At 72.5% G+C, this 24,495-nt stretch carries 16 protein-coding genes and 1 pseudogene; 5 read left to right on the top strand and 12 right to left on the bottom strand.

What is annotated here, in order from left to right; genetic code table 11:
* Positions 1-171: 171 nt before the first annotated feature.
* The 6 genes from ACFC1R_RS04140 to ACFC1R_RS04115 form a co-directional block, all read right to left on the bottom strand.
* On the bottom strand, positions 172-1,878 hold the full coding sequence (locus ACFC1R_RS04140; RefSeq protein WP_375932339.1) for an MFS transporter: 1,707 nt from the start codon (positions 1,876-1,878) through the stop codon (positions 172-174).
* A 214-nt stretch (positions 1,879-2,092) separates the two neighbouring features.
* A complete protein-coding gene (locus tag ACFC1R_RS04135; protein WP_375932336.1) occupies positions 2,093-6,376 on the bottom strand; it encodes a helix-turn-helix domain-containing protein in 4,284 nt (1,427 codons plus the stop codon).
* 233 nt (positions 6,377-6,609) lie between these two features.
* Positions 6,610-7,389, bottom strand: a complete 780-nt coding sequence (locus ACFC1R_RS04130; RefSeq protein ID WP_375932333.1) for an SGNH/GDSL hydrolase family protein — start codon at positions 7,387-7,389, stop codon at positions 6,610-6,612.
* A gap of 269 nt (positions 7,390-7,658) precedes the next feature.
* Complete coding sequence (locus ACFC1R_RS04125) at positions 7,659-9,161, bottom strand: M1 family metallopeptidase (RefSeq protein WP_375932330.1); 1,503 nt, start codon at positions 9,159-9,161, stop codon at positions 7,659-7,661.
* Positions 9,162-9,301: 140 nt separating this feature from the next.
* Positions 9,302-9,715 carry a YchJ family protein gene (locus tag ACFC1R_RS04120; protein WP_375932327.1) on the bottom strand — a complete coding sequence of 138 codons (414 nt, stop codon included), beginning with the start codon at positions 9,713-9,715 and terminating at the stop codon, positions 9,302-9,304.
* 193 nt (positions 9,716-9,908) lie between these two features.
* On the bottom strand, positions 9,909-10,577 hold the full coding sequence (locus ACFC1R_RS04115; RefSeq protein ID WP_375932324.1) for a hypothetical protein: 669 nt from the start codon (positions 10,575-10,577) through the stop codon (positions 9,909-9,911).
* A gap of 357 nt (positions 10,578-10,934) precedes the next feature.
* Between ACFC1R_RS04115 and ACFC1R_RS04110 the strand changes: the two genes are divergently transcribed.
* A complete protein-coding gene (locus ACFC1R_RS04110; RefSeq protein ID WP_375932321.1) occupies positions 10,935-11,951 on the top strand; it encodes a hypothetical protein in 1,017 nt (338 codons plus the stop codon).
* A gap of 232 nt (positions 11,952-12,183) precedes the next feature.
* Here the strand turns inward: ACFC1R_RS04110 and ACFC1R_RS04105 are convergent, their stop codons facing one another.
* On the bottom strand, positions 12,184-13,458 hold the full coding sequence (locus ACFC1R_RS04105) for a serine hydrolase domain-containing protein (protein WP_375932318.1): 1,275 nt from the start codon (positions 13,456-13,458) through the stop codon (positions 12,184-12,186).
* Positions 13,459-13,779: 321 nt separating this feature from the next.
* Between ACFC1R_RS04105 and ACFC1R_RS04100 the strand changes: the two genes are divergently transcribed.
* Positions 13,780-14,853, top strand: a complete 1,074-nt coding sequence (locus tag ACFC1R_RS04100; RefSeq protein ID WP_375932315.1) for a protein kinase family protein — start codon at positions 13,780-13,782, stop codon at positions 14,851-14,853.
* A 175-nt stretch (positions 14,854-15,028) separates the two neighbouring features.
* Here the strand turns inward: ACFC1R_RS04100 and ACFC1R_RS04095 are convergent, their stop codons facing one another.
* From ACFC1R_RS04095 to ACFC1R_RS04085, 3 genes are all read right to left on the bottom strand, one after another.
* A complete protein-coding gene (locus tag ACFC1R_RS04095; RefSeq protein ID WP_375932313.1) occupies positions 15,029-15,457 on the bottom strand; it encodes a YrdB family protein in 429 nt (142 codons plus the stop codon).
* A gap of 522 nt (positions 15,458-15,979) precedes the next feature.
* Positions 15,980-16,618, bottom strand: a complete 639-nt coding sequence (locus ACFC1R_RS04090; RefSeq protein ID WP_375932310.1) for a DUF4360 domain-containing protein — start codon at positions 16,616-16,618, stop codon at positions 15,980-15,982.
* A 333-nt stretch (positions 16,619-16,951) separates the two neighbouring features.
* Positions 16,952-17,815, bottom strand: coding sequence for a hypothetical protein (locus ACFC1R_RS04085; RefSeq protein WP_375932307.1), 864 nt, complete (start codon positions 17,813-17,815; stop codon positions 16,952-16,954).
* A 426-nt stretch (positions 17,816-18,241) separates the two neighbouring features.
* On the opposite strand from ACFC1R_RS04085, the gene ACFC1R_RS04080 reads away from it, so the two are divergent.
* Complete coding sequence (locus tag ACFC1R_RS04080) at positions 18,242-18,394, top strand: hypothetical protein (RefSeq protein ID WP_375932304.1); 153 nt, start codon at positions 18,242-18,244, stop codon at positions 18,392-18,394.
* 317 nt (positions 18,395-18,711) lie between these two features.
* Positions 18,712-20,346 carry a D-alanyl-D-alanine carboxypeptidase/D-alanyl-D-alanine-endopeptidase gene (gene dacB / locus ACFC1R_RS04075; RefSeq protein ID WP_375932301.1) on the top strand — a complete coding sequence of 545 codons (1,635 nt, stop codon included), beginning with the start codon at positions 18,712-18,714 and terminating at the stop codon, positions 20,344-20,346.
* A 546-nt stretch (positions 20,347-20,892) separates the two neighbouring features.
* On the opposite strand, the gene ACFC1R_RS04070 is transcribed toward dacB, so the two are convergent.
* Positions 20,893-21,096 carry a cold-shock protein gene (locus tag ACFC1R_RS04070; protein ID WP_375932298.1) on the bottom strand — a complete coding sequence of 68 codons (204 nt, stop codon included), beginning with the start codon at positions 21,094-21,096 and terminating at the stop codon, positions 20,893-20,895.
* A 1,160-nt stretch (positions 21,097-22,256) separates the two neighbouring features.
* On the opposite strand from ACFC1R_RS04070, the gene ACFC1R_RS04065 reads away from it, so the two are divergent.
* Positions 22,257-23,849 (top strand): phytoene desaturase family protein, encoded by a 1,593-nt coding sequence (locus tag ACFC1R_RS04065; RefSeq protein ID WP_375932295.1) that lies wholly within the window; start codon positions 22,257-22,259, stop codon positions 23,847-23,849.
* A gap of 502 nt (positions 23,850-24,351) precedes the next feature.
* Here ACFC1R_RS04065 and ACFC1R_RS04060 read toward each other — a convergent pair.
* Positions 24,352-24,495 (bottom strand): annotated as a pseudogene (locus ACFC1R_RS04060) (sulfate adenylyltransferase small subunit); the annotation flags it as partial.

Raw genomic sequence — 24,495 nt, 5'->3', positions numbered from 1 at the left:
ATTCGCTTTCTGTGAACCCCAGTTCTTCGCATGGCTCGCAAACGGGACAAATTCCGCTGGGGTAAATCGGGCCGAAACGCGCGGCCGGCCTGCGGGTCAGCTGCTTGTGGGTCAGCTGTCGGTGGGGCAACTGCGGGTGGGTCAGCTGTCGGTGGGGCGACTGCCCGTGGGTCAGCTGCCGGAGTGGCGGCCGGCCGGAGCGGCCGCCACGGTGGTGTCGCTCCCGGACGGGGTGCCGGCGGTGGCCTCGTCGGTGGAACCGGCACTGCCGGAACCCGCGTCGCTGGTACCGGGACTGCCGGGACTGCCGGAACCGGCGGAGTCGCCGTGGGCTGCGGACGGGTCCGCCTTCGGGGCCGGGGCGGCGACCGGGAGATGGCGCATCAGCCGGCCGGCCAGCACTGCCGCCCCGATCATGAAGACCAGGCCGACGACTGCCGCCAGGTGCATCCCGTCCACGAACGCCGCCCGGGAGGCGGTGAGCAGCTCGCTCCCCGTGCGGCCCGGGAGCTGCGCCGCCACGGTGACGGCGCCACCGAGCGTGTCGTGGGCGGCTTTCGCCGTCCCGCCCGGCAGTCCGGCGGGCATCGAGCCGGTCAGCCGGGAGCGGTAGACGGCCGCGCCGGCCGCGCCGAGCAGGGCGATCCCCAGGGAGCTGCCGAGTTCGGTGGCGGTCTCAGAGGTGGCGGCGGCGGCGCCGGCCCGCTCGGCGGGAGCGGCCGAGATCACCAGATCGGCGGTGAGCGTCATGGTCCCGACGGTGCCCGCACAGAGCACCCCGGCCGCGGTGAGCACCAGGGCCAGCGGGGAGAGTGGCCCGACCCGGGTCATCAGACCGAAGCCGGCCGCGCCGATCAGGAACCCGCCGGCGAGCTGGTGGGCCGGGCGGACCCGGCCGGCCAGTGCGGAGGAGAGGCCGACCGCGACGCCCACCCCGGTGCTCGGCACCAGCGCCCAGAGCGAGGCCGCGAGCGGGCTCAGGCCCTTGACCAGTTGCAGGTACTGGGAGGTGAAGAGGGTGAAGCCCATCATGGCGAACATGGCGACGGTGTTGACGGTGATCGCGCCGCTGTAGGTCCTGATCCTGAACAGGCTCAGGTCGATGAGCGGGTGTGCCGTGGTGCGCTGCCGGTGGACGAAGAGGCCGCCCACCCCGAGGCCGGCGACGAGGGTCAGGGCGGGTGCGGGGCTCCAGCCCTCGATCGCCAGGGTCTTGACGCCGTAGACGATCGGCAGCAGCGAGGCCATCGAGAGCCCGGCGCCGAGCAGGTCGAAGCTGCCGCTCTGCGGGGCGCGGTACTCGGGGAGCAGGAACGGGCCGACGAACAGCAGCAGGGCCATCACCGGGATGGAGAGCAGGAAGGCCGATCCCCACCAGAAGTGGTCCAGCATCAGCCCGCCGGCCACCGGCCCCAGTGTGGCGCCACCGGTGATCGCGGCGGTCCAGGCGGCGATGGCGGACTGCCGCTGCTTCGGGTCGTGGAACATGTTGCGGATCAGCGCGAGTGTCGAGGGCATCAGGGTGGCGCCGGTGATGCCGAGCAGGGCGCGCGCCGCGATCAGCTGGGTGGCCCCGGTGGAGTACGCGGCGAGCAGGGAGGCCGCGGCGAAGCCGGCCGCACCGCAGAGCAGTAAGCGGCGCCGGCCGATCCGGTCGCCGAGCGCCCCCATCGGTATCAGCAGCCCGGCCAGCAGGAACGAGTAGGTGTCCATGATCCACAGCTGCTGGGTGCCACTGGGTCTGAGGTCGGTGCTGATGAACGGCACGGCGAAGAAGAGCACTCCCATGTCCATCGAGAGCACCAGGGAGGGAAGCAGCAGGACGAGCAGCCCGGTCCAGGTGCGACGACTGGCGAGGCCGGTGGTGGTGGCGGTCATGGCAGCGACAGTACGGATGTTTGAGACGCTTGTACAGGAGAAGGATCCAGCGTGATCGTCCGGGTCGGCCGAGCGGGCCCGGAGGTCCGTGGCGAACGCTGTCGACTGCTCATCCCCCTTGGCCGGCAAGCGGGTTGATGCACACGGCCGAGTCCTCCGACGGGCCGACGGCCGCTGCCCGCACCGCCGTGACCTGCGGTGGGACCCGGCCGGATCACGGCCTCGCGCACCCGTCGTCGTAGGTCTGGTCGGGAAGCAGTCCGGTCCACCGGGCTCGGTCCACCGCGCCGACCAGGGTGCAGACCGCCCGGGCGCGGCGGACCGGGTCGGTGTCCCAGAGGCGTACGGTGCCGTCGTTGCCGCTGCTGGCCAGCGTCAGTCCGTCGGGGCTGAAGGCGACTCCCCACACCGCGCTGGTGTGGCCGGCGAGGACGGCGACGCCCTGCTGGGTGGCGGTGTCCCAGAGGCGTACGGTGGCGTCGTTGCCGCTGCTCGCCAGGGTGTGCCCGTCCCGGTTGAACGCCAGCCCGCGCACCGAACCGGTGTGCCCGGTCAGCGTGCTGACGGACCGTCTGGTGGTGGTGTCCCAGAGGCGTACGGTGGCGTCGTTGCCGCTGCTCGCCAGGGTCCGGCCGTCCGGACTGTACGCCAGCCCGCGCACCGAACCGGTGTGCCCGGTGAGCGTACCCGCGAGCCGGGTACCGGCGACCTCCCACAGGCTGATCGTCAGATCATCGCTGCCGCTCGCCAGGGTCCGGCCGTCCGGACTGAACGCCAGCGCGTTGACGAAGTCGGTGTGCCCGGTGAGCACCGCCACCGTCCGCTGCTCCCGGACGTCCCAGATCCGCACCGTACGGTCCTCGCCCGCCGAGGCGAGCAACCGCCCGTCCGGGCTGAACGCCACCGCGAGCACCGATCCCTGATGGCCGGTGAGCACGGCGACGGGCTGCCCGCGATCGACGTCCCAGAGTCGTACCGTCCGGTCGGCACCGCCCGAGGCGGCCAGCGAACCGTCCGGACTGGACGCCACCGTGAACACCGAGCCCTGGTGGCCGGAGAGCGAGTGCAGCAGGCGGTGCGGGCCCACCTCCCAGACGCACACGGTGTGATCCGTCCCGGCCGTGATCATCCGCCGTCCGTCCGGACCGAAGGCCACCTGCCACACCTCGGTGAACGGGCGCGGCACCAGCGCGGCCGTCGCCGGATCCCAGAGCACCACCGACTGGTCGAAGCCGGCCGTGGCCACCTGCCCGTGCGAACTCACCGCCACCCCCTGCACGTAGTCGGTGTGACCGGCCAGTGTGCCGATCGTCCGCAGGCCCCGCACGTCCCACAGCCGTGCCGTGCCGTCGCCGCCGGCGCTGACCACCGTGCTGCCGTCCGGGGTGAAGGCGACCGCGTTGAGGTCGTCGGTGTGGCCGGTGAGGGTGGCGGTGTTCCGGTGGTCGGAGGTGTCCCACAGGCGCAGGGTCCGGTCGGCGCTGCCGGAGGCCAGGAGGTGCCCGTCCGGACTGAAGGCCAGGCCGAGGACGTCGTCGGTGTGACCGGTGAGCGTGGCCACCAGCTCGTACGTCGTGGTGTCCCACAGGCGCAGCGTGCGGTCGGCGCTGCCGGAGGCCAGAGTGCGGCCGTCCGGACTGAAGGCGACCGCGTTGATCTCGTCGGTGTGCCCGGTGAGGGTGGTGATGCTCCGGTGGCTGCCGGTGTCCCAGAGCCGGATCGTACGGTCCGCGTCCGCCGAGGCCAGCAGCCGGCCGTCCGGGCTGAACGCCACCGCCCGGGCGCCGCCGCCGTGCCCGGGAAGGGTGACGGACAGCCGACGGGAGGCGACGTCCCAGAGCCGCACGGTGTCGTCCGAGGCGGCCGAGGCCACCGAACCGCCGTCCGGACTGAACGCCACCGAGCGCACCCGGCCCCGATGGCCCGTCAGAGTGGCGACCAGGGTGCGCTCCGAGGCGTCCCACAGCTTCACCACGTCGTCCGACCCGGCGGACGCCAGCAACCGGCCGTCCGGCGCGAAGGCCACCGCGTTCACCGGGCCGGCATGGCCGAGCAGCCGCCCCTGGAACGGCTGCGCCTGGGTGCTCAGCAGTGCACCGCGCGCCTCCACGGTCGGCGAACTCCGGTACGCCGCACGGGCCAGCAGCATCGCCGCCTCGGGACGACCGACCGCCAGCGCCGCCGAACGCGCCGCCATGGCCCGCGACTGTGCCTCCCGCCGCTGCGTCAGCGCGCCCGACCGCTGCTGGAGCGCGAGCACCCCGGCGAGCAGGGTCAGCGCCAGCAGTGCGCCGAGCGTCGCCACCATCCGCCGCTGCCGACGGGACTGCCGCTCGGCCGCCTGCCGCTGGGCGTCCTCGGCAGCGGTGCTCGCTGCGAGGAACTCGGCCTCGACGTGGCCGAGTTCGGCCCGCCTACCACCCTCCTCGGCCCAGTCACGGGCCGCTGCCAGCCTGGTGCCCCGGTAGAGCAGCGCGGGATCCCGGTCCTCGCGAACCCACTCGGCCGAGACCTCGGCCAGCTGCTGGCGGCCCAGCAGCGCCGTCCGGTCGACCTGGATCCAACGCCGCAGCCGGGGCCAGGCCCGCAGCAGCGCCTCATGGGTGATCTCCACCGTCTCGCGGTCGGCCGTCAGCAGGCGCGCCCGGACGAAGGCGTCCAGGACCGCCGCCGCACCGTCCGGATCGGCCGACTGGCACAGCAGCCGGTCGCGCTCGGCCCGCGAACGGGTCTCCTCGCCGCCCTCGCGCAGATGCACCAGCCGCACCAACAGGCGCCGCGCGAGCTGCTGTTGGAGCGGCGCGAGCCGGGTGAACACGTCCTCGGCGGTACGGGCGACGGCGCCGTGGATACCGCCGCTGTGCAGATAGCCCTCGACGGTCATGACCCGGCCCTGGCGCTGCTGCCAGGTGGCGCGCAGCGCGTGCGAGAGCAGTGGCAGTGCCCCGGCCAGCGGTCCGGGCCCGACGCTACTGCCGGACAGCTCGTCCGGGCTGCCGAGGTCGCGCAGCAGCAGTTCGACCAGGCCCGGTTCCAGGACCAGACCGGCCTGTTCGGCGGGGCGGGTGATCGAGGCGCGCAGCTCGGCGGCGTTCATCGGCGGCAGTGCGAGTGAGCCGTGGGTGAAGACCGGGGCGAGTTCGGGGTGCTCCAGGCAGCGCCCGCAGAAGTCGGCGCGGACGCCGAGCAGGACGGCGATCGGCGGCTGAGCGGACGAGTCGCCAACTGTGGTGGAAGGAGGGGAAGTTGCGAGATCGTTCAGGAGGCGGACGAAAGCGCGCTGCTCGGCCCGGTCGGTACAGAGGGTGAAGGTCTCCTCGAACTGGTCCACCACCACGACCAGGCCGGCGGGTCTCGCGCCACCGGGTGTCGCACTGCCGGGTCTCGCGCCATCGGGTGTCGCACTGTGGGGTGTCCCACCGTCGGACGTGTCGCTTCCGGCCGGTCGACCGGTCGGCCCGGTGGTGGGTGGCTGCCGCGCGTGGCCGAGCGCCGCGCGGATCGTGTCGGCCGCCGCCTCCGGGTCCTCACGTACCTGATTAACCGTCAGTTCCGGTACCACGTGGGCCAGCGACGACTCCAGGGACCGCAGCAGGGCGACGAGGGGGCGGCCGGTCGGTGTGCAGACCGCGACGGACCAGGCGGCGCGGGTCGCGGGGGCGGTGCGGTCGGTGGCAGGCCGCGCCGCTTCCGGCAGGGCGCCGACTCGCGGCGGGCCGATGCGCGGCTCGCCGGGCGGTGGTCCGGTGCGGGGTGGCCCGGTGCGGGGCGGATCGGCAAGGGTCGGCCCGGTGCGGGGCGGATCGGCAAGGGTCGGCCCGGTGCGGGGCGGATCGGCAAGGGTCGGCCCGGTGCGGGGCCGCTCGGCGAGCGCTGATTCGGTGCGGGGCTGCTCGCCGGGGACCGGGAACGTACCGCCGCGCAGTGCGCCGTCCCGCAGCGCGGGCAGCAGACCCGCCATCAGCAGCGAGGACTTGCCGGCCCCGGAGGGTGCCACAAGGGCCACCGGACCGTGCCCGATCCGTTCGGCGAGGCGGTCCAGCAGTGCACCGGTGACCGTCTCCCGCCCGAAGAACCAGCGGGCCTCGCGCGAGCCGAAGGAGGCCAGGCCCGGGTACGGGCACTCGGGGCGCGGCCCGCCCGGCTCAGCTTCCTGCGCCCGCTGCCGTGCCTGCGCCTGTGAGTGTGGCTGCGCCGTCGGTCGGGGCGGGCCCGGGACGGCCGTCCGGACCGCCGCCGCGCCGATCAGCCGGAGCAGTGCGCCGCCGCTCTGCAGGGCCTCGTCGCAGCGGCGTGCCACGTCGGGGGTGGCCGGTTTGGTGCCGTTCTCGATCTTGCTGAGATAGCCCTTGCTGTAGTGGACCAGCCGGGCGAGTTCGCTCAGCGAGACCCGCCGGGCTGCCCGCAACTCCCTCAGCTGCGCCCCGAACTCGCACTCCGCGTCCGCCGGTCCGGTCTGCGCCGTACCGTTCCCGCCCGCCTTCGGTCCCCGGTCCATACGTACCCCTGCGGTCCTCGCCCGGACCCGTTCCGCCGATCGGGCCCTCGGTGTGGCACCGTCAGATTACGGTCGGTGGCCGCCCTGGTGGGAACCCGCACCGGGGGCCAACCACCCGAGGGGGTGGCCTCGGTGGGAGGTCGGCCCGTTCGGGGGACGGCTCGGGGCGGAACGGTCGTACGTGGTGCCGGGGGCCGACCGTCCGTGCGGGTTGCCGCAGGGGTGTCGGAGCGTCAGAGCGGGAGCAGGTCGGGGCGCTTGGCCTCGACGTGGTCGCCCGAGGACTCGCCGCGCAGCCGCCGGCCGACCCAGGGCAGCAGGAACTCGCGGGCCCACTGGATGTTCTCCCGGCGGAGGTCGGCCGACGTCGGGGTCGGCTGGAACGGCCAGGGGGCCTCGGGGTCGTCCACGTCGAAACCGAGGGCGCGGGCGGCCAGCAGCGCGACGCGCTGGTGCCCCTCCGGGGAGAGGTGCAGCCGGTCCTCGCTCCAGGCGCGGCGGTCGTGCACCGAGCGCAGCGACCAGAGGTCGGCGACCGCGCAGCCGTTGCGGTCGGCGATCGCCCGCAGGTGCCCGTTGTAGGTCGCGATCTTGCCCCGGAGCATTCCGAGTACCGGGACGCCGCGGGTGTCGAAGCCGGTGCAGATCAGTACCGTGCCCACGTGCTCGCGCAGTTCCACCGCCGCGGCCTCGAAGCGCTCCGCGACGTCGTCCGGGTCGCTGCCCGGCCGGAGGATGTCGTTCCCTCCCGCGCACAGGGTCACCAGGTCGGGTGCGATCCGCCGCACCTGCGGAACCTGCTCGGCGACGATCTGGTCGAGCAGCCGCCCCCGGACGGCGAGGTTGGCGTAGCGGAAGGCGCTGTCGGGGCGGCGTGCGGCCAGTATGCCGGCCAGGCGGTCCGCCCAGCCGGCGAACTGACCGTCCGGGCCCGGGTCGTTCAGGCCCTCGGTGAAGCTGTCCCCGAGGGCTGCGTAGGAGTTGAGGTCAAGGGTCTCCAGGTTGTCAGCCATGACGGCAATAGTTCACTGTGTGAAGTGACCTACGCCACCGTAGGTGGCTCCCGGGGCGGCGTGATCTCGACCACCACCCCGCTGACCTGCGACGATGCCATTCATGGCAACCGATTCCGGCCCCTGTGACCTGACATACCCGGACGGCCCGGCCGGAGCATGGTCCGGCCGGGCCGTCAGCGGGTCAGCGCGTCGGCGGATCGGCGGATCGGCGGGGAGGCAGTCCGGCCGAGTGCCTCAGCGCCTCAGCGCCTCGGTGCCTCGGTGCCTCAGTGCCCGCCCTTGTCGTGGACGTCGTTGGTCGCCTCGATCTGCTTCCACGAGCGCGGCTCCTCGACGGAACCCGCGGCTGCCGCCGCGGACTTCGCCGAACCGCCGGCGGCGGGGGCCGGCTTCGCCGCGGTGTAGAGCCAGGTCTGGAGCAGGTTGCCCAGCTTCTTGCCGGAGATGCGTTCCGCCAGCGCCTGGAAGTCCGCCACGGTCGCGTTCCCGTAGCGGTGCTCGGTCGGCCAGGCCCGCAGGATCTGGAAGAACTTGTCGTCGCCGACCGTGTTCCGCAGTGCCTGGATGGCGGCCGCGCCACGGTCGTACACCGCACTGTGGAACTGGTTCGCCGGGCCCGGGTCGCCGGGCTTGACGGTCCAGAACGGGTCGTCGGCCGGGTGCGAGGCGTAGAGGTAGTCGGCGAGCTCCTGCGCGGTGCCCTCGCCCTGGTGCTCGGACCAGAGCCACTGCGCGTACCGGGCGAAGCCCTCGTTCAGCCAGATGTCGCTCCAGCGCTTGAGCGAGACGCTGTCGCCGTACCACTGGTGGGCCAACTCGTGCACCACCACCGAGCTGTTGGCGCCGCCGGCGAACTGGTAGGGGCTGTAGAAGACACGGGTCTGCGCCTCCAGCGCGAAGTGCGTGTCGACGTTGGGGACGTAGCCGCCGAGCGCGCTGAACGGGTACGGGCCGAAGATGCCGCTCAGCCAGTCCGCCAGCTCACCGGTGCGCTCGACGCTCGCCCGTGCGGCACCGTCGTTGTCGCCCAGGTCCTTGCTGTAGGCGTTGATGATGGGCAGGCCGCCGCTGCTGGTGCCGGTGGTGATGTCGAACTTGCCGATCGCCAGCGTGGCGAGGTAGGTCGCCTGCGGCTTGTTCTCGCGCCAGTTGTAGCGGGTCCAGCCCAACTGGGAAACCTGCGAGGAGAGCACGCCGTTGCTGAGCGCCTGGGTGCCGTCGGGGACCAGGACGGAGACGTCGAAGGTGGCCTTGTCGGACGGGTGGTCGTTGCTCGGGAACCACCACCAGGCCGACTCCGGCTCCCCGGCGGCCACCCCGCCGTCCGGCGTGCGCAGCCAGGCGGTGAACCCGTACCGGGAGACCTTGGAGGGCACACCCGAGTACCGCACGACCACCGTGGCGTTCGAGCCCTTGGCGAGCGGGGCTGCGGGGGTGATCTCCAACTCCTGCTCGCCGGTCGCGGCGAACTTCGCCGGGCGTCCGTTGACCACCACCTCGCTGACGTTCAGGGCGAAGTCGAGGTTGAAGCGGGAGAGGTCCTGGGTGGCGGTGGCGAGCAGGGTCGCCGTTCCCTCCAGCTCGTCCGTCGAAGGCTGGTACTTCAGCCGTAGGTCGTAGTGGGAGACGTTGTAACCGCCGTTGCCGTACGTCGGATAGTACGGGTCACCGATGCCCGGGGCGCCCACGGTCGGGGTGGCGGCCGACGCCGGGTTGGCGAGGAGCAGCAGCGCGGCACTGACGGCGGGGACGATCATCCTCTTGCGCATGATTCCTCCGATGCATGGGGTTATGTGATCTGACGATAAGTCGGATCTTTCTCCCGTTGCGGCGGAGTTCATTCGTGCCGTTATGGAATGTTCATGTAAAGCAACAGGGGGTCGTCAGCCCGCCATCAGGCCCGTTGCCGTCAGTCCACCACGCCGTCGAGGTAGACCCAGGCGCCGCCGACCCGGGTGAAACGGCTCAGCTCCTCCAGCACGCCCTCCTGCCGCCCCTCCGTGTAGTGCGCGCGGAACCGGACCGTCCCCTCGCTGTGGAACGGCCCGCCGTCCGTGGCCGCCAGGATCTCCAGCCGGACCCAGCGCAGCCGCGCGTCCAGGTCGAGCCGCTCGGGCCTGGTCTCCGGGTGCCAGCTGCGCAGCAGGTACGCCTCGTCCCCCACGGCGAACGCGCTGAACCGCGAACGCATCAGCAACTCCGCCGTGGCGGCCGCGGCTTCGCCCCGGTGCAGCCGTCCGCAGCACTCCCCGTACGAGGCGGGCAGCCCGCAGGGGCAGGGCGAGGTGGACACGATCGAGGGCTTCTGGCTGCGTCGAGACATGGACCCCATTCTGCCTGGTCGGCCCGGCCCGCCCGGCCCCGCCCGGCCTGGCCCACCCGGCCCCGCCCGCCGGCCTCCCGGGCCGTGCAGTCGGCCGGCCCGCACGGTCGCCCAGCCCTGTGGAGTTGCCCGCCCTGCGCAGTCGGCCGGCCCCGCGCCGGGGCGGCCCGGGACGTCCGCGAGGTGTGGCCGGTCAGACCGTCCGCTCGCCCTCCGGCGCGGAGTGCCACTCCCAGGACGTCAGCCGGGGGTGCTCGGGGAGGGACACCCGGCCGGTCGCCCAGAGCAGGGTGCGCCAGCGGTCCTCGTACGCCGGGGCGCTCGGGAACAGGCGCGCCAGGACCCGGTCGCAGAGGTCGGCCGGCGGAGCCCAGGCGAGACCGAGGCCCTCGGCCATGTCGTGCACATGGACCAGGGTCTCGACCACGCCCATTGCCGCGAAACCCTCAGGATCGGAGAGGCCCAGGCTGTGGTAAGCCCGGACCTTCGGCGAAGTCACCGCCACCATCGCCGCCAGCAGCGACCCGCTCGCCTCCAGTACCTGGAGCAGCCCGGCGAGGCCGGCCGCACGGTCGGCGAAGACCGTGTTCCTCGGGCCGCCCGGGCGCTCGCTGACGTACCGGAACGGGACGTAGCCGTCCACCGGGGGAGTGGCGGGCCCGAGCTGCGCCGCGTAGGAGAACAGGTCGTCGGCCAGGTGCTCGGCGGTCTCCCAGCAGTCCCACTCCAGCGGGCCCGCCTTGGCGGACCAGCCCGCCTCCGTCCCCGGCCCGCCGCGCAGGGCGGTCAGCGCGAGGTCGACGGCGAGCCGGACGTCGTCGGCGGTGACGGGCTGCGGCGAGTTGTGATCGATTCGCGTCATACCGCCGACCGTACCAACCGGCCATGACACTCCATCACCCGATCGATGCCGCCGACCGGTGCCACCGGCCGCTGCCCCCGCCGGTACCCGGCCGGTCCTCGGTCGCGCGGTCGGGGAGGTGGTCGGGCATGCCGTGAGGAGAGTCGGCCGATGGCACGTCAGCCGACGGAACACCACCCGATGGACCGTCGCCCGGGTGGGCCTACGGCCGGACGGACCGGACACCGGCCGTCGCCTCGACCGACGGCCCGGGAACGGCCCGGGACGGCCCGGGACGACCTTCCGGCCGAGGCCGGCCCGAGGCCCGCCCGGTGCATACCGAAGACCGGGGAAGAGGCGGCGTGCAATGATCGGGGGATGGCGATACGGCGGGCAGTCGCGCTCGTGGCGTCGGGCGTGCTCGCGTTGGCGTCCGCAGCAGCACCGGCGGCGGAGAGCAGCCTCCCACAGCAGGAGTTCACCATCGGGGACCCCCGGATCACCGAGTCCAGCGGCCTCACCGCGAGCATCGCGCACCCGGGTGTGTACTGGACGCACAACGACAGCGGCGACGGCCCGTACGTCTACGCCGTCGACGCGCACGGACGCACGGTTGCCCGGATCACCCTGCGCGGCGTCGAACTGCGGGACGCCGAAGCCGTCTCGCTCGGCCCCGACGGGCAGTTGTACCTCGCCGACATCGGGGACAACCTCGACGGCAGCCGGTCCGAGGTGTGGATCTACCGCTTCGCCGAGCCGGAGCAACTGGAGGACCGGACGGTGGACGCCGTCCGCTACCGGGTCCGCTACGAGGACGGACCGCGCAACGCCGAGGCGCTGATGGTGCACCCGCGCACCGGCCGGGCGTACATCGCCGGCAAGCACGAGCAGAACGGCCACCTCTACCAGGGGACCGAAGAGCTGTCGCCGACCGGCGTCAACACCTTCCGCCGGGTCGCGGACGTGCCCTGGGTGACCGACGGCGCCTTCTCCCCGGACGGCACCCGGCTCGTGCTGCGCGGGTACTTCTGGGCCAACTCCTACCGCTGGCGCGATGCTTCGGCCGATCCGATCGAGCCGCTGGGGTCGGTGGACGTGCCGTTCCAGCGCCAGGGCGAGTCGGTCACCTTCGCCCCGGACGGCCGATCGGTGCTGTTCGGCAGCGAGGGCAAGGACAGCGCGGTGTGGCGCGTCCCACTCCGGGGGGACCAACTCCCCGACACCGTGGCGGAGTCCGGCTCGCCGGCCGCCTCCGCTGCGCCCAGTGGGCCCGCCGTGCCGTCCGGCCAGGGCCAGCAGGCTGCCGCCGGCGCTGCCTCGCGGCTGCTCGGCCTCGGGCTCTTCGTCCTCGCCGCGGCGCTGATGATGCGCAAGCGCCGCAGGCGCGCGGGCTGAGCGTCGCGGAGCGCCCGCATCCGACGGGACATCAGATGCGGGCGCCGGGCGGCCCATGGCCGGGGTGCGCCGCCACGTGGTCCCGGGTGGAGCCGGTCCGGAGCGGTGGGAGTGTCCGCCGCACCCACCCCCTGAGCCGTCGCGGACCTACTCCCGCCGTGCTCCTGCCCGCACCGCCTTCCGCGCTGCCTCCCGCCCTCACCTCCGCTCCCACCGGACGGGGTGGGCCGGGCTATCCGGCGAGCCCGAACGCGGTGATGAGGAGGCGGCCGGCGTAGGGGCTCTCCGCGCCGACGACGCCGGTCGGGTTGAGCGAGTAGACCACCTTGCGGCTGAGGTCGCGGGTGGCGAAGACCCCGCTGGTGTAGCCGGGCCGGGAGCCGGTCTTGCCCCAGGCGACCACGCCGTCCTTCTCGACCCGCTCCAGCCCCATGCTCATGCAGGCCCGGGAGGCCGGCCCCTTGCCGCAGGAGTCGTTCCGGTAGTTCGGCAGGTCCGGGACGGTGAAGAGCTTCTCCTGGACGGAGGGCGGGAGCAGTCGGCCCTTGAAGAGTGCGGAGACGAACCGGTCCAGGTCGGGCGCGCTGGAGATCAGACCGCCCTCGGCCCACGGCCAGGGGCTCTGCTCGGTGACATCGGCCAGGGGGGTCCCACCGGTCGACTGCCGGAGGAGCGTGCCGCCGTCCGGGGTGGTCACGGCCAGGTAGGCGTGCGAACTCGGGTGCGGCAGGCGGACGTCGTCGGCGGCGGGCACGGAGGTGTCGTGCAGGCCGAGCGGGCGGATGATCCGGTTCTGCACCTCGTGCGCGTAGCTGTGGCCGGTGACCCGCTCGACGACCAGACCGGCGAGGAAGGTGTTCATCCCGTTGTACTGCTGCGCGGTGCCGGGATCGAAGCTCATCGACTGGCCGTCCAGCGTGGAGACGACCTGCTGCGGGGTCCAGCTGTCCAGCCGGTGGGCGGCGAACCAGTCGGCGGAGCCGTCCCCCCACATCTCGTCCGAGCCGGTGGGCAGTCCGCTGGTGTGGTTGAGCAGTTCGCCGACCGTGACCGGGGGGAACCCGGCGGGCAGCACACCCGGCAGGTAGTGCTGGACCGCTTCGTCGAGGTCCAGCCGTCCCTCGCCGGCCAGTTGCAGGACGACGGCCGTGGTGAACACCTTGGAGATGCTGCCGATCCGGAACCGGCCGTCGGGGTCCACCGCCCGCCCGGTCGCCAAGTCGCCTGTTCCCGAAGCGCCTTGGAAGCCGCCCGCGCTCCCGGTGACCCGGACGAACGCGCCGGTGACGTCGGCGGTCGGACGCTGGCCGAGAACCGTGCGGATCGCTGCCGGGTCGAGCGGCGGCAGCCCTGCCGTGGTCGCGGGAGCGGTCGCTGCGGTGCCGGTGGCGGTGGCGGTGGCGGATGCGGCGAAGGCGGGTGCGCCCGTACCGACCACAACCGCGGCCAACAGGGCTGCGCCGGCTGCCAGGCCCGCCCAACGCGACGGGTTCATAGAGGTGTTCACGGGTGTGTGCTCCAAACAGGCCGGTCCGTGAGGGGGACCAGCTTCGGTGTGCGGGTCTTCCGGGTACGGATTCGATCCTGCCGACGCTCCGTCAGTCCGTCATCCGGGACCGTCCCTGCCCGCACCCGTAGCTTCTCTCAGGGATCTCCCCGAGAGCGGACCGCACGGCCGTCAGGGTCCGCCGCCGCTCACGAGGCCCGGTCGCCGCGTCCTGCGCTGAGAGGGCAGCCGCCCGGGAACCCTCACAACGGCCGGGGCGCGTAGGGTCGACCGGGTCCGCAGGACCACCAACGCCCCGGCCCGGGGCACGAGGAGCCATCGATGCAGCACCCGGACCCGCAGCACGCCGCGCGCCTGGCCGCGTACGGGACCGTCTCCACCCGGCTGTCGCTGCTCAGCGACCATCGGCTCGGTGAGGCCGTGGCCTCGGCCACCCCGCTCGGATCCGGCATCGGCGGCAGGTCGGCGGAGCTGGACGTGGACGGAACCCGCGTCTTCGTCAAGCGGGTTCCGCTGACGGAGGTCGAACTGCGGCCGGAGAACGTGCGGTCGACGGCGAACGTCTTCGGGCTGCCGGTGTTCTACCAGTACGGAGTGGGGTCCGCCGGGTTCGGCGCCTGGCGCGAACTGGCCGCGCACACCATGACCACCAACTGGGTCCTCGGGAACGAGTACGAGGGCTTTCCGCTGATGTACCACTGGCGGATCCTGCCCGACACCCCTCTCACGGGCATCGCCGACGAGTTCGGGGGCATCGAGGGAGTGGTCGCGCACTGGGACGGTTCACCGGCCGTCCGCGACCGGCTGGAGGCGATCGGCCGGTCCTCGGCCAGCCTGGTGCTCTTCCTGGAGTACGTGCCGCAGACGCTCGGCGCCTGGCTGGCCGACCGCCGGGAGGCCGCTTCACCGGGCGGGGCCGAGGTGCCCTACCGGTGGGTGGACGAGACCCTGGCGCGCGGGACCGCCTTCATGCGTTCGCGCGGGCTGGTCCACTTCGACGCCCACTTCGCCAACGTCCTGACCGACGGCCGACTGGTCTACTTCGCCGACTTCGGGCTCGCGTTGAGTTCCGCCTTCGAACTCTCCCCGGCCGAGGCCGAGTTCTTCTCGGACCATCTCGAATACGACGGCTGCTACGTCGCGAGCCATCTGCTCCGCCACCACCTGCCGGACTCCGTCCGACCCGCCACGGACCACCTGGCGTTCCTGCGGGAGTGGCTCGCGGGACGACAGCCCGACGGCGTTCCGGCCGAGCTCGCCACGGTCCTCGACCGGCACGCCCCGGCTGCCCTCATCATGGACGAGTTCCACCGCCGACTGCTCACGGAGACCAAGCGGACACCGTTCCCGGCCGCCGAACTCGGACGGGTCCTGGACGCCGCGCGGGCACGGTGACGGGCCGCGACCGGATCGAGGGGCATCGAGGGCTGCTCGGGCCGGGACGCGTGCCGCCGTGACCTGCCTCCCCGGCCCCGGTTGTCCTTCTGCTCCAACGGCGCCGGCGGGCCCGGCGGGCGGCCCGGGACCGACCCTGGCGGCTCACCGCGCGCGAAAGCCGGACGCCGTCCCGTCAGCCGTGGTCGGCAAGGTCGCCGTCGAGGCCGGGATCCCGCCGGGGCACCCTGCGACGGAAGGTCTCGGCCACCGCCGTGTTGCCGAGCATCACGGCCGCGAGGACCACGGCGGCGACCGGATGTCCCACCCCGGACAGGGCGGCCGCGCCTGCGCCGAGGACCACCGCCTTGACCAACAGCACGGCCGGCAGCGGAGGTCGCAGCCGCGCCTTGGGGGCAGCGAACAGCCCCCACAGCACGGCGGCCGACAGAGGCGCCCCGAGGCCGAGCAGTACGCGGACGACGACACCGTCGCCGGTGGCCGACCCCCACCAGCACAGCAGGCCCAGCGCGGCCACCTCGAGCAGGAACGCCAAGACTTCGTTGGCGGCGTACCAGAGCCGCCCTCCCGGGGCGGCCTCGGCCGCGCCGTTCTGACCTGCCATGAGCGCCGTCCCTCCCCGTCGAGGCACTCGGACACCACAGCATGGCACGGACGGCGCCGGCCGAGCCTCGGGAATTCGCGGAATGCGGCCGGGGCCGGAGCGGTCACTGATGCCGTCGCTGATGCGGACGCCGGTCGAGGCGCGGCCGTCGGCGCGGTGGACGGCGGGGGAGCGAGCCGATCGTGGTGGAGCCACGGGACGCCGCGCCGGCGGGCCAAGTGGCACCGGATCGGTTCGCGGCCGGTCGGGAGCACCGGTGGGACCGGCAGTACGCGTGCATGGTTGCCCGCCCGCCGGCTGTCCGCACCGGCCGGTGGCCAGGACCCGGTCCCGAGTCCCGGCCGGCCGGTCGGAGTACGGACTCACCCGAATCTCCGGCGTACCCCGCCGGTCCGGCGGGCCCGGCGGCAGCACGGCCCGTCGGGAGTGCGGCGCGACACGGGAGCCCGGGCGAGTGCGCGGCGAGGTCGCCGAAACCTGTTACGGCGGAGGCCGTGGCGCGGTGACGGCGACGCGGGGGTGCTACCGGGGGCACTGCTTCCAGGCGAGGTGGTAGGTGGTGTTGATGCTGCCGTCGGTGGAGTCCATGGTCATGAAGCTGGTGGTCCTGGACGGGTCCGAGGTGCCGGCGCTCACCCGCAGTTCGGTGTTGATGTTGAAGTTGCGCTTCTCCCCGCAGGGTGCGTAGACGAGGGCGGCGACAGCGACCGCATCGGTCGCCTGCCAGCTGTCGTCGAGGCCACCCCTGAACTCGTGGGTGAGCGAGGAGGTCTGGGGCGACCCCTGGAAGTAGTAGTTCGCCTTCTCGGTGCCGGTCGCGCCCGGTTCCAGGTGGGCGAAGCCCCGGTAGTCGGCGGCGGCGATGGCGTAGGTGAAGCCCTGAGGGACGTGCACGTCCAGATCGAGCTGGCAGTTCTTGCGGAAGTCGGTCGGCTTGGAGCCGACGCCCACCTGCGCCAGATAGTTGCTGTACGTCACGGTGAAGGCGGTGTTGTCGGGGGAGACCGCGATGGCGGCCGTGCCCGCCGGACAGCCGGAGCCGTTCACCGTCGCCACATCGATGACGATCTTGTCTGGCGGCGGTGTGGCCGCCGAGGTGAAGCCGGTCGAACCGAGCAGCGAGACGACGACACCGCCGACGGCGAGCACGCGTGACAGCATGGCTTTTTCCTTCCGGTCGTTCGAGGATCCCGGATCGCACCGGGGCTTGGCACGTCCGTGCCGCCACAGCGCGGTGCCCGCTGACAGCGCTGGGGACCTGAAGTCGCAAGGGGGCAGGGCGGGCTGAAGACGAACAGTCGACACGGCAGAGGACTGCTGACGTACCGTCAGATATCGTAGGTGCGCCACTCGGCGACGCAGCAGTCCGACACGGACACACCCTCGTCGTCGGCGGCAGTGGTTCCACCACGTCCCACGGACCGGCCGACCCGCACGCGCCGAGCCCGGCCCGATGACCGGAGCGCCGCCGGGGTGCTGTAACCGGCGTGCCCGTCAGGACGGTTGGGCCTCGTCGGGGTTCCTGCGCTCCTGCCGGTGGGCGTAGGACATCAGGCCGAGGAGGACGGCCAGGAGTACTGCCGAGGAGCCCGGAGTGCCGAGAGCGAGACCGCCCTTGACGACGGGCTTGGTGAGGAAGTCGCCAGCGGTGGCTCCCAGCGGGCGGGTGAGGACGAAGGCGATCCAGAACAGCACGACATTGGGGACGGCCGGCACCCGCATCAGAGCGGCGAGCAGGGCCAGGAGTCCGGTGACGAGCAGGGCTCCGCCGGCGTAGCCCAGGCCGGAGCTGTCGGAGAGGAAGTCGCCCATGGAGGTGCCCAGTGTGTTCGACACCAGGATCGCGGACCAGAAGAGCGCCTCGCCGCGGAAGGTGACGATGTCGCGGATGACGAAGGTCTGTCCGGTGAGCTTCCAGGCGGCGAAGATGGCGATCAGTAGGGAGATCAGGATCGCGGCACCTGCGGGGTATCCCAGTCCCAGGCCCTGCGGGCCCCAGCCCAGTGAGGTCGTGCCGGCGGTGAGGTACTCGGCGCTGGCGTCGCGGTTCATGAAGTCCGACATGGTGGTGCCGGCCATGCTGGTGGACAGGATGACCGTCCAGTAGAAGAACGGGTTGTACCGCTTGGACCGCAGCTGCACCACCAGTGTCACCGCGAACACCAGGAACAGGGCGACCGTGGTGAGGAAGTAACCCAGTCCCAGTGTCTGGGCGAACAGGTCTCCGGCGGTCTCGCCCAGGGTGGTGGCGGCGATCTTCATGATCCAGAAGGCCAGGGTGACCTCCGGCAGCTTCTTCATCACGTACCGGCCCGCACGGGCGGCATCCGCGTCGGTGAGGGACTCCGACTGCCTCAAGGCGCACTCCTGGTCGACCGCTCGGCGCTGCATCGGGTGGGGGAGGGGCCCACTGCCGTACGACAGTGGCGCGCGGCACCAGCTGCCCGGTGCACGCGGTGAACGCGACCGGCGTCCGGTCGCTCGCCGCACCCCTGTGTCTGCAAAACGCGGACAGACTACAGCAAAGCGGATGAAACAGACATGATCTGCCTCGTGAGAGGCGGAGCTGCCGGTGCGGCCGTCGGGCCGCAGCGGTGCAGCGGTCGCGGCGCCTTCGGGTGTTCGGTCTCCAGAACGGACGGCGGCTTCGCGAACCGTTGTGCGACCGGGGTGGGGCGTGGGACTCCGGTGGGAGCGGTCGCGTGCGGATTCCTGTGGGGGTGGTCTTTACCTGGAGCCGGAGGGGGTAGGCGACTTCCACGACCGCCGACCCCGGAGGTGCCTGTGAACACCACGATGACGCTGCTCCTGACTCCGCAGCTGCTGGCGCTGCTCCTTCTCGCGGGTGCCCCCAGGGCTCGCGCCCGCCATCGCGGACACCGCCACCGCGGTGTCCTGCGACCGCACGGCAACCGTCCGCGCCACCGGCGCGACTGACGTTCCATCATTTTCGTCCGACCGCGGCCGCCCGCCCGGCCCGGGCGGGCCCGTCGCCGCGGCCGCCCGTTCGGGGGCTGTGTCCGTGTGCTGGTTCCCGGGTCGCCCGGACGGCTCCCGGGCCTGGACGGCGCACCTCCAGGGGCGGGAGATTCTGTGATCATCTGATGGTCTGTCTGATGATAGGTTGCGGCTGACAAGCGGGGGGCTTTCGGCCGTGCCCGTAGCGGTTTGCACAGGTTCGGGACAGTCATGCCCGTGTCCGCTGCGTGGTGGTGAGGTTGCGCTCCGCCATTCCCGGATGCCTTGGAGTGATCTTGCCTCTGCACGCGCGGCTCCACCGCCGTACGCTGCCCCTCGCCGCCGTGGCGCTCGCCGCCACCATGCTGGCCGGCTCCGCCCAGGCGGACCCCACGCCGTCGGCGGACCCGACGCTGACCTCCGACCTCGACGCGATCCTCGCGAGCCCGGTGCTGTCGGGAGCCGAGGTCGGTGTCCAGGTCATGGATGCCGGCACCGGCCAGGTGGTCTACCAGCACCAGGCCGACGCCTACTTCACCCCGGCCTCGACCATGAAGACCATCACCTCGGTCGCCGCGCTCGACCTGCTCGGTCCCGACCACGTCTTCACCACCGAGGTGCGCAGCACCGGTGACAGCGCGGACGGCGTGCTCAACGGCGACCTGGTGCTGAAGGGCGGCGGCGACCCGAGCCTGCTGCCCAAGGACCTGGACGACCTGGCCGCCAAGGTGGCCGCCTCGGGCATCACGGCCGTCAACGGCCGTGTGCTGGCCGACAGCAGCCGCTACGACAACGTGCCGTTCGGTCCCGGCTGGGCCTGGGACGACGAGCCGTACTCCTACAGCCCGCAGCTGTCGGGGCTCACGGTGGCCACCGACACCGACTACAACATGGACACCGTGAAGGTGACCGTCACGCCGGGCAACGCGGGCGAGCCGGCCTCGGTGGCGCTGTTCCCGGCCGAGGCGCCGATGAAGTTCAGCGGGCGGATCACCACCGGCGCGGCCGGCAGCGCGGGCAGCGCCGTCGTCCAGCGCGAGCGCGGCGTCAACGTGGTCGACCTCAGCGGCAGCCTGCCGGCGGGTGGCGCCCCGGCGACCTTCCTGACCACCGTGGAGAACCCGGCCGACTACGCCGGCCAGGTCTTCGCCGGTGCACTGGCCCGGCACGGCGTCACGGTCCAGAACGGTGTGGCGGCGGCGACCGGCAGCGAGAACTCGCAGCTGCTGGCCGGCCACGACTCGCAGCCGATCTCCCAGCTGATCGTCCCGATGCTCAAGCTCAGCAACAACGGCCTCGCCGAGACCCTGACCAAGGAGATCGGCAAGGTCAAGGGCGGGCAGGGCAGTTGGAACGCCGGGGTGAACCAGATCGGCAGCTTCCTCAAGGCCAACGGAGTGGCCGGCGCGGTCGGCCGACAGGTGGACGGCTCCGGGCTCTCCCGCTACGACCTGGTCACTCCGGGCAGGATGACCGCGCTGCTCAAGCTGGCCCAGGACAAGCCCTGGTTCAAGACCTGGTACGACGCGCTGCCGATCGCGGGCAACCCGGACCGGATGGTCGGGGGCACCCTGGCCGCCCGGATGCAGGGCACCCCTGCCACCAACAACGTGCACGCCAAGACCGGTTCGATGAGCGGCGTGGACAACATCTCCGGCTACGCCACTGCGCCCGACGGCCGCAAGCTGGCCTTCACCGTGATGGTGAACAACTACGCCGGTCCGCGCCCGCGCGCCGTCCTGGACGCCATCGCCGTCCGGCTCGCCGCCGGGCCCGCCGCCGCGCCGTCGGCCGGTAAGACCAACGGCGCCGTCGGCCGGAGCGCCAAGGCCCAGGTCCAGCGCAACGCCCCGGCAGCCGGCCAGGCGCCGGTCACCGCCGAGGCTCCCGCCACCCGCTGGGACGACTGCGAGGCGCTTCACCTCTGCTGACCGGTTGCGCGCCAACTCCGGCTCCGAACGGGCTGGTTGGCAATGCAGCTCCCGTGGCCGGGCCTTGGCGGCACCTGTGGGTGCCGGCGAGGCCCGGCCTTGTGATCTCCCCGAGCGCGGCGTGACGACCACGGGTGAGCGGCGCCCCGACCGCGCTCCGGCCGCCCGACCCCGGCCTGACGGCAGGGGGCGGCCCGGAGACGTACGGTTCGTCAGGAGGCCGGCCCGGTTCGGTCGGCCGCGCACCGGGGCATCGGCCCTCTCGCGCTGGATCTCTCGCGCCGATCCGGCCCTGGCCTGGCCTGGCCCGGCCCTGGCCCGGCCCGGCCCGGCCTGGCCTGGCCTGGTTTGGCCCGGCCCGGCTCTGGTCCCGGCCCGGCCGAGGCCCTGTACCGACTTGACTTGACGTCGCCGAAACCACCGCGTCGGCCGGCGCCCGGGGACTCGACCGGATGGCGGACGGTGCGGTCGGACATCCGAGAGGTCCCGCCAGCATTCTGTCTGGCGGGACGGGGGTCGGCCCACCGGTCGGCGTTCCAGGGGCGACTACTGCCGGACGACGTTCTCCGCCTGAGGTCCCTTGGGGCCCTGGGTGGTGTCGTACTCGACCCGGTCGCCCTCGTTCAGCTCCTTGAAACCGGTGCTCTGAATGGCGGAGAAATGGACGAACACGTCAGGTCCGCCGTCGTCCTGCTGGATGAAGCCGAACCCCTTGTCGGCGTTGAACCACTTCACGGTGCCGGTTGCCATTGGTGTGGATCCTTCTAGACGTTCCACGGCACCGGGGCGCGGTGCCGGCCGGAGCCGCACGAGGCTTCGACCGCCTATGAATGCCCCTCGGGCATCGCCGGTAATCAGTCAAGATCTGCTGATCCGGGCCGTCACCGGGTAGGCGCAACGGCATTCCGCCGACCGGCGCGCCGTCGGCCCGTTCGGCGGGCGGTCCCGGGAGGACAGCCGGACGGAGTGCGGCGGATACGCGGGTGGAAGTCGGAACCCCACGCGACCCCGCCCCCCTCAGTGTCCCGGGCATCGCGCGATCACACCCGGACACTCCGGGAGAACGGCGGAGCCCCGGGCGCTACGGCCGCTCGGCGGCCTTGGGAAGCCTCGTGAGGAAGCCGTCCAGCTCGGGGCGGGATTGGAACGAGACATTCAGCCGAATCGGCTTCGCCTTGCCGGGGAGCCTCAGGAACAAGGCGTTCCAGCTCCGGCCGCGCTTGACACGGCTGACCAGCTCGCCGGCCTCCTTGAGGGGGACGACATGGACCAGCTCAAGGATGTGTGTTCGACCTCGGTACGGGAGCGGACCTTGGTGACGGGGACACGACCACCGGGTCCCCAGGAGCGGCTCTCGCCGACTCGACGCCGAGCGCCGCGATACGGGGTGTAGCGGCAACCGGCCGGGTGCCGGTTGCGACGGATCTCCCGGCCGGGTGCAAAAGGGCTGCATCTTTCAAGACCGGGCCCTACCGGAGCTGCGGGACGGTGACCGGCTTCAGCAAGGGCAGCCACAGTTCTGGCTCTGGTGCAGCGTGCCCGACAACGGCCACGGCAACGCGTGGTACTTCGGCGGTGACGAAGTCGGTGACCTGTGTGCCGTACCTGGTGGGCGTGCCGTTGATGGTGATGTCCCCCGTCGTGAGGTTCTTGTTCGGGGACTTCGCGGAAGGCTCGCGCCGGGTTGTCGGCGCCTGCCGTCATTGAGACCGCGGCGGTTGGGGGCCTCATGGATCTGCTCGCCCGCCCGCCGGTTCCTCGGATCGCTCACGGACACACGTTGCTGCACTCGGGCGTCCCCGGACATCGCCGGATCCGGAGGGGTTGGGCCGGGCGCCTCGCCGTACGTCGGCCCGGACCGGCCTGCAGGCCTACTGGTCAACGCCGCCGCGCCCTGATAGGACGGGCGCATGCAGCCCGAGTTCGCTCCTGGCACCGCACCGTCGCCGCCCGGTCGCTCCAGCTACGACGCCGTCATCGTCGGCGGTGGACACAACGGCCTGGTCGCCGCCGCTTATCTGGCCCGCGCCGGGCGCAGCGTGCTGGTCCTGGAGCGGCTCGGCCGGACCGGCGGCGCGGCCGTGTCCACGCGGGCGTTCTCCGGCATGCAGGCGCGGCTGTCCCAGTACTCCTACCTGGTGAGCCTGCTACCCAGGAAGATCATCGCCGAGCTGGGGCTGAGCTTCGCCGTGCAGCGGCGGCGGATCTCCTCGTACACTCCGACCGTGCGCGGCGGCCGGTCGACCGGACTGCTCGTGGACGGTTCGGACCAGGCGCGCACCGCAGCGGGATTCCGTGAACTGACCGGTTCGGACCGGGAGTTCCGCGCCTGGCGGGAGTTCTACGGCATGACCCGCAGGGTGGCCGAGCGGGTCTTCCCCTCGCTCACCGAACCGCTGCCGAGCCGCGCCGAGTTGCAACGGCGGGTGGCTGACCCCGAGGCCTGGGAGGAACTCTTCGAGCGGCCGATCGGCGAGGCACTGGAGCGCCGCTTCGCGGACGACCTCGTCCGAGGGGTCGTCCTGACCGACGCGCTGATCGGAACCTTCGCGCATGCCCACGATTCGTCGCTGCGGCAGAACCGGTGCTTCCTCTACCACGTGATCGGCGGTGGCACCGGGGACTGGGACGTCCCGATCGGCGGCATGGGCGCGCTCACCGACGCGCTGGCCGACGCGGCGCGGGCCGCAGGCGCTCAGCTGCTCACCGGTTGCGAGGTGACGGCCGTGGCCACCGATGGCACCGTCGCGGAGGTGACCTACCGGACCGGGGGCACCGAGCACAGGGTGGGGGCCCGGCAGGTGCTGTGCAACGCCGCGCCGCAGACCCTGGCCCGGCTGCTCGGCGAGCGGTCCGCGGCCCCCGGGCCGGAGGGTTCACAGCTCAAGGTGAACATGCTGCTGCGGCGGCTGCCGCGGCTACGGGACAGCTCGGTGAACCCTCGGGAGGCCTTCGCCGGGACCTTCCATGTCGCCGAGTCCTACGGCGAGTTGGAGGCCGCGTACCGGGACGCCGTAGCCGGACGGCTGCCTGCGGCCGCTCCCTCCGAGATCTACTGCCACTCCCTCACCGACCCCTCGATCCTCGGCCACGAGCTCGCCGCCCGGGGCTACCAGACCCTCACGCTCTTCGGGCTGCACCTGCCGGCCCGCCTCTTCGCGGACGGCGGCGACGCGATCCGCGACGCGGCGCTCGAATCCGTCCTGGCCCCGCTCGAGACGTTCCTGGACGAACCGCTCGCGGACTGCCTGGCGACGGACGATCACGGGCGCCCGTGCATCGAAGTGAAGAGTCCGTTGGACCTGGAGAACGAGCTCGGCCTCCCCGGCGGGAACATCTTCCACCGGGAACTGGCCTTCCCGCACGGCCATGATGACGGCGACCGCTGGGGCGTGGCGACCGCCCACGCCAACGTCCTGCTGTGCGGGGCGGGCGCCGTACGAGGCGGGGGCGTCAGCGGTATCCCCGGGCACAACGCGGCGATGGCCGCGCTGGGTCGGTAGACCGGAACTGCCCTGCCGCGCGCAGGAGATCAGGATCCGGAGATACCGCGTGGTGCGCCGATCGGTGCCGGGCCGTGTGCTCGGGTGAGTTGTCATCACCACTCGCGAGCTGGGCAGGGGGAGCAGGGCAGAGACGCGGAGAGCGGAGCAGAACAGATAGGGGTGGAGCCGGTCGAGGCCGGCCGCCTGGACCGCGAGCACCGTCACCCGGTGGGTGTGCACGTGGTCCGGACGGCCGGTCACACCGCCGTAGGCGTCGTGGGTGATCACGATTTCCGGGCGGAACTCCCGCAGCTGCGCGACCAGCGCCGACGACCGGGCACGGAGGCCGGCGCAGCGCGTGCGCGACCGACCGGCGGCGGACCGTGTGGTCGTGCGTGCTCCTCGGGGACGACGATGTTGTGGCGGCGGACGGTGAGGGGCGGTGGACGGTGTCGTCGCCCCGCCTGCCGCCGAACCGGGGGTACGTTCGCCCGTGTCTCCGCCTCGCGGGAGGAAGGCGTCAGAAGTACCCCTCGCGCTTGCGGTCTTCCATGGCGGCCTCGGAGAGTTTGTCGTCGGCCCTCGTGGCGCCGCGTTCGGTCAGGCGGCTGGCGGCGATCTCGGTGATGACGTCGGCGGTGGTGGCGGCGTCGGAGTCGACGGC

Source organism: Kitasatospora sp. NPDC056138 (assembly GCF_042264695.1).
In the GTDB taxonomy this organism is placed as follows: Bacteria; Actinomycetota; Actinomycetes; order Streptomycetales; family Streptomycetaceae; genus Kitasatospora.
This window is presented reverse-complemented; position numbering and strand designations above follow the sequence as displayed.